This is a genomic window from Methylobacterium sp. A52T (genome assembly GCF_053346095.1).
Genome location: NZ_JBKFBI010000214.1, coordinates 1 through 6,351, shown reverse-complemented (window position 1 = coordinate 6,351; position 6,351 = coordinate 1). Strand labels below are relative to the sequence as shown.

General features: G+C 77.3%; 3 protein-coding genes. All 3 read left to right on the top strand.

What is annotated here, in order from left to right:
• On the top strand, nucleotides 1–1,473 hold a 1,473-nt coding region (locus tag ACLBYE_RS28900), incomplete at its 5' end, for a non-ribosomal peptide synthetase (RefSeq protein ID WP_447696792.1).
• Nucleotides 1,470–4,838, top strand: coding sequence for an amino acid adenylation domain-containing protein (locus ACLBYE_RS28895; protein ID WP_447696791.1), 3,369 nt, complete (start codon nucleotides 1,470–1,472; stop codon nucleotides 4,836–4,838). The genes ACLBYE_RS28900 and ACLBYE_RS28895, both read left to right, overlap by 4 nt.
• Nucleotides 4,835–6,351, top strand: a 1,517-nt coding sequence (locus tag ACLBYE_RS28890; RefSeq protein ID WP_447696790.1) for a condensation domain-containing protein, incomplete at its 3' end; no start/stop codon positions are given. The genes ACLBYE_RS28895 and ACLBYE_RS28890, both read left to right, overlap by 4 nt.

Sequence of the window (6,351 nt, the reverse complement as noted above, 5' to 3'; positions counted from 1 at the left end):
GATGGCCTGCCCGCCCTGGTGCTCGACGCCCCGGACGGGCGCGCGGCGCTCGCGGCCGCGCCGGCCCGCGCGCCGACCGACCGGGACCGGGCGCGCCCGCTCGTGCCGGCCCATCCCGCCTACGTGATCTACACGTCCGGCTCCACGGGCCGGCCCAAGGGGGTCGTGGTCCCGCATGCCGGCCTGACCAACCTGCTGCACGACCTCGTCGATCGCCTCGGCGTGACGCCGGCGGACCGGCTGCTCGCCGTCACCACGGTCGGCTTCGACATCGCGGGCCTCGAACTGTTCGGGCTGCTGCTCCGCGGCGCGCGCGTGGTGCTGGCCGGGCGGGACGACGTGCTCGATCCCGGGCGTCTGGCGCGGCTCATCCGCGAGGCCGGCATCACGCTGATGCAGGCCACGCCGACCCTGTGGCGCGGTCTCGCGGAGACGGACGCCCTGCACGGCGTGCGGGTGCTGGTGGGCGGCGAGGCGCTGCCGCCCGACCTCGCGGGCGCCCTGAGCGCGCGCGCGGCGCGGGTCACCAACCTCTACGGCCCGACCGAGACCACGATCTGGTCCACGGCGGCCGAGATCGTCCCCGGCGCGGAGGCCGTCACCGTCGGCGCGCCCCTGTGGAACACGCAGGCCTACATCCTCGACGGCGGCCTGCGGCCGGTCCCGCCGGGCACAGTCGGCGAACTCTACCTCGCGGGCGCCGGGCTCGCCCGCGGGTATCTCGGGCGGCCGGGGCTCACGGCCGAGCGCTTCGTCCCCTGCCCCTTCGGGCCGACCGGCGCGCGCATGTACCGGACCGGCGATCGCGCCCGCTGGCGCGCGGACGGCACCCTCGACTACCGCGGCCGCGTCGACCACCAGGTGAAGATCCGCGGCGTGCGCATCGAGCCCGGCGAGGTCGAGGCGGCGCTGATCGCGCAGCCCGGCGTCGCGCAGGCCGTCGTGACCGCGCGGCAGGACCGGCCCGGCGACGCGCGGCTCGTGGCCCACGTCGTCCCCGGCCCCGGGGCGGCGCTCGACCCCGCGGAGCTGCGCCGGGCGCTCGCCGCGACGCTGCCGGACGCGATGGTGCCCGCGGCCGTCGTGACGCTCGACGCCCTGCCGCTGACCCCCAACGGCAAGGTCGACCGCGCCGCCCTGCCGGCGCCGGAGGCGGCCAGCGATCCGGCCGCGGACCCGCCGCGGACCGGGACGGAGCGCCGCCTCGCCGCTGTCTGGGCCGAGGTGCTGAACCTCCCCTCGGTCGGGCGCGGCGACAACTTCTTCGCCCTGGGCGGGCACTCGCTCCTCGTCGCCCGGGTCGTCGCGCGCCTGAGCGAGGCGCACGGCATCGCCCTGCCCCTGCGCGCCGTCTTCGAGGCGCGCACCCTGGCGGATCTCGCGGTCGCGATCGACGGCCGGGACGCGGGCGGCGCGGACGCCGACATCGACGCGATGAGCGACCTCCTCGACGCGCTGGAACACGCCGAATGACTGACACCGGCCCCTCGCGGGACGACCAGCTGCGCGCCCTGGCGGCGCGCTTCTCCGCGCTGCCCGACGGCAAGCGCCGCCGGTTCGTGCAGGACCTCGCCGCGCGCGGCCTCGACGCGGACCGCCTGCCGATCCTGCCCGCGGAGGGCGGCGACGCGGGACCGCTCTCCGACGCGCAGCGCCGGTTCTGGCTCCTCTGGCAGCTCGATCCGGAGAGCCCGGCCTATCACATCGTCGGCGCGCTGCGCCTGACCGGTCCGCTCGACCCCGAGGCGCTGGACCGGGCGTTCGCCGGCGCCGTCGCCCGTCACGCGGGCCTGCGCGCGCGCTTCCCCCTGCGCGACGGGGAGCCGGTGCAGCAGGTCGACCCGGCGGGCACGTTCGCGATGGCCCGCCACGACCTGACCGGCTGCGATGCGGCCGAGGCGCGGGCGCGCCGCGCCGCGATCGAGGCGGCCGTCGAGCGGGCGCCCTTCGACCTCGCGCGCGGGCCCCTGCTGCGCGCCGCCCTGGTGCGCGAGGCGCCGGACCGGCACGTCGTCTTCCTGACCCTGCACCACATCGTCGGCGACGCCGTGTCGATGGACCTGCTGATCGACGCGGTCGCCGCCGGCTACGGATCCGACGCGCCGGAGAGCGCGGCCCCCGCCATCACCTACGCGGATTACGCCGCCTGGCAGGCGCGGATGCTGGACGCCGGCGCCCAGGCCGCGAGCCTCGGGTTCTGGACGGAGCTCCTCGGCACGGAGCACCCCGTCCTCGCCCTGCCCGCCGACCGGCCGCGCCCCGACGTGCCCAGCTTCACGGGGGAGACGCTGACCTTCCCGCTGCCGCCCACGACCGCGGCGGGCATCCGCGCCCTGGCCCGCCGCGGCGGCGCGACCGCGTTCCACGTCCTCGCCGCCGGCTTCGCGATCCTGCTCCAGCGCCTCGGCGGCGAGCACGCGGTCCGCCTGGGCGTGCCGGTGGCGAACCGCACGCGTCCCGAGACCGCGGGCGTGATCGGCAGCTTCGCCAACACCCTGGTGCTGCCCTTCGCGTTCGACCCGCTGGACAGCTTCGCCGCGTGCGTGGAGGCGACGCGGGCGCTCCTCGTGGAGGCGCAGGCCCACCAATCCGTGCCGTTCGAGCGGCTCGTGAGCGTCCTGAGCCCCGACCGGCATCCGGGCCGCAATCCCCTGTTCCAGGCGATCGTCCAGCACCTGCAGGAGCGCCCGCTCGCCACGATCCGCCTCGGCGACCTGTCGGTCGAGCGCGTCCCCCGCGCCACCGGCAGCGCCCACGTGGATCTCGGCCTGACCACGCTGGAGGACGCGCAGGGCGGCGTCACCGCGCACCTCACCTACGCCCGCGACCTGTTCGACGCGGCCACCGTCGCGCGCTGGCGCGACCATTTCCTGACCCTGCTGGGCAGCCTCGTCGCGGCGCCGGACGCGCCGATCCACGGGGCGCTCCTGCTCGCACCGGGCGAGATCGCGCGGCTGAACCCGCCCTCCGCGCCGTCCGACGTCGACGGACCGCCCGTTCACGTGACCATCGCGGGGTTCGCGCGCGCGGACCCCGAACGGACCGCCGTGATCTTCGCCGATCGCGCCACGAGCCGCGGCGCGCTGGACGCCGCGGCGAACCGCATCGCGCACCGTCTCGCCGAGACCGGCATCGGCCCGGACACGGTCGCCGCCGTGATGCTGCCCCGCTCGCCCGGCCTGCTCGCCGCCTATCTCGGCGTGCTCAAGGCGGGCGGCGCCTACCTGCCGCTCGGGCTCGACCTGCCGGACGCGCGGATCGCCGCGATGGTCGCCGACAGCGGCGCGCGCGTCCTCGTCACGGATCGCGCCCATGCCGGCCGCGGGCCGGCCGCGGTCCCGCGGATCCTGATCGACGCGGACGCGCCGGACGCGGGAGCGGGGCCTCCACCCCCGGTGGCGCTCCACCCGGAGAACCTCGCCTACCTGATCTACACCTCCGGCTCGACGGGGAAGCCGAAGGCGGTGGCGGTGGCGCACGGCCCGCTCGCGATGCACGTCCGCGCGACCGCGCCGCTCTACGAGATGGATGCGGACTCGCGCGAGTTCCACTTCATCACCTTCAACTTCGACGGCGGGCACGAGCGCTGGCTGACGGCGCTCGCCTGCGGCGCCAGCCTCGTGCTCCGCGACGACGCGCTCTGGTCGCCGGCGGAGGTGTTCGCGGCGTTCCGCCGGCACGGCGTGACGAATGCCGGCTTCCCGCCGAGCTACGTCCGGGAACTGACGCGCTGGGCCGAGCAGGAGGGCGGCGCGCCGACCCTGGACCTGCTCTCCTTCGGCGGTGAGGCGATGCCGCGCGACGAGCTCGCGCGCGTCAACCGCGCCCTCGGGCCGCGCCGCCTCATCAACGGCTACGGGCCGACCGAGACCGTGGTGACGCCGCTCGTCTGGAAGGTCCCCGCCGGCACGACCTGCGACACGCCCTACGCGCCGATCGGCAGCCCGGTGGGCGACCGGACCGCCTGGGTCCTCGACGAGGCGCTGCACCCGGTTCCGGTGGGGGTGGTGGGCGAGCTCTACATCGGCGGCACCGGCCTCGCCCGCGGCTATCTCGCACTCCCCGGCCTGACCGCCGAGCGCTTCGTGCCCGACCCGTTCGGAAGGCCCGGCGCGCGCCTCTACCGCACCGGGGACCGCGCCGCACGCCGCCCCGACGGCGCCCTCGACTACCGCGGACGCGCCGACGAGCAGGTCAAGATCCGCGGACAGCGCGTCGAGCCCGGCGAGGTCGCCGCCGCCCTGCGCGCGCAGCCCGGCATCGCCCAGGCCGCCGTCGTCGCCCGCCGCAAGCCCGACGGCCCCGCGCGGCTCGTGGCCTACGCGGTGCCCGCGCCGGGCGCGCACCCCGACCCGCAGGACCTGCGCCGCGCCCTGGCCCACGACCTGCCCGAGGCCCTGGTGCCGGCCGCGATCGTCCTGCTCGGCGCCCTGCCGCTCTCGCCCAGCGGCAAGCTCGACGCCCGCGCCCTGCCCGAGCCCGACGCGGACGCGCCCGCCCCGGACGCCGACCCGCCGCGCACGGCGACCGAGCGGCGCCTCGCCGATCTCTGGGCCGCGGTGCTCGGCCTGCCCGGCCCCGACGTCGTCGCCCGATCCGACACCTTCTTCGAGCGCGGCGGCGATTCCATCCTCGTCATGAAGCTCGTGGCCGCCGTCCAGGAGAGCCTGGGACCGCGCCTGCCGCTGCGCGCGGTCTTCGATCACCCGACGCTGGCGGATCTGGCCGCCCGGATCGACGCGGACGGCAGCACCGGCGGGGCCGGGGCGGCCGACCTCACCGACATGGAGAGCTGGCTCGACGCGATCGAGACGGCGGCAGGAGCGACGCGGACATGACCCTTCAGGCCACGCAGATCGCGCGACGCTTCGCCCGGCTCGCGCCGGAGCAGCGCCGGGCCTTCCTCGCCAAGCTCGCCGAGAACGGGATCGACTTCGCCACCCTGCCGATCGTCCCGGCGGACGGCGACAGGACGGCGCTGCCGCTCTCGGCGGCGCAGCGCGGCCTGTGGCTGACCTGGCAACGCGAGCCCCTGAGCCCGGCCTACAACCTGACCGGCCTCGTCGAGATCGCCGGGACCCTCGATCCGGCGCGGCTCCAGGCCGCCGTCGACGACCTCGTGCGGCGCCACGAGCCGCTGCGCACCACCTTCGGGCTGGATCCGCAGGGCGAGCCGTGCCAGCGCGTCCACCCGGCCGCCCCGGTCCCGATCCGGGTCCGCGAGGGGCTCGACGCCGCCGGCAGCGACGCCCTCGCGGAGGCCCTGGCCCGCACGCCGTTCGATCTGGAGGCCGGCCCCCTGCTCCGCGTCGAGCTGCACCGCCTCGGGGACGGCACCGACCGGATCCTGCTCGGCCTGCACCACATCGCCGCCGACGGGCAGTCGATCCCCCTGCTGCTGCGCGACCTCGACGCCCTGTACGCGGCCCGGTCGCGGGAGGCGGGGGCCGACGGCCTGCCGCCGCTGCCCGTGCAGTACGCGGATTACGCCCTCTGGCAGCACGGCCGGCTCGAGGCCGGGGGAGCTGAGCGCCAGGCCGCGTACTGGCGCTCGGAACTGGGCGCGTCCCCGGCCGAGACGCCGCTGCCCCTCGACCGGCCCCGCCGCGCGGAGCGCGCCGCTTCGGGCGGGATCCACGCGTTCCGGATCCCGCTCGAAGTGAGCGAGACCCTGCGGAGCCTCGCCCGCCGCGAGGGCGCGACGCCGTTCATGGCCGCCCTCGCGGGGTTCGCCCTGACGCTGGCCCGCTACGGCGACGGCGCGGACGTGCGCGTCGGCCTGCCGCTCGCCGACCGCGCGCGGCCCGAGACGCGCGGCATGGTCGGCCACCTGACGGGCATCGGGGTCCTGCGGGCCCGCGTCGACCCGCGCGACGGTTTCCGCGCCCATCTCCGGCAAGTCCGCGATCGGCTGCTGGCCGCCCAGGCGCACGCCGATCTGCCGTTCGACCGGATCGTCGCGGCGTCGGCGACGGAGCGCCGGCCCGGGCTCCACCCGCTGTTCCAGGTCAAGGTCACCGAGCAGGCCGCGCCCCCGCCCGACGCCCGGTTCGCCGGCCGGCCGATGCGGCTGCGCGGCCTCGACGGGGGCGACGTCCACTTCGATCTCAGCCTCGATCTCGTCGATTCCGCCGAGGGCCTGTGCGGCCGCTTGGCCTTCGCCCGCGACCTGTTCGACCCCGAGACCGTCGCGGGCCTGGCCGAGGCCTTCGCGACGCTGCTCGCCGCGGCTGTCGCCGAACCCGACCGCCCGCTCTACGCGCTGGCGAGCCCCGCCCCGGCCGCGGCCGCGGCCGCGGCGACGGATCCGGCCGCGCTCGACGTGGTCGCGGCCTGGCGCGCCCGCGCGGC

Coding starts and splice junctions, on each gene's coding strand:
- ACLBYE_RS28895 (WP_447696791.1), top strand. CDS start 1,470: ATGACTGACACCGGCCCCTCGCGGGACGACCAGCTGCGCGCCCTGGCG.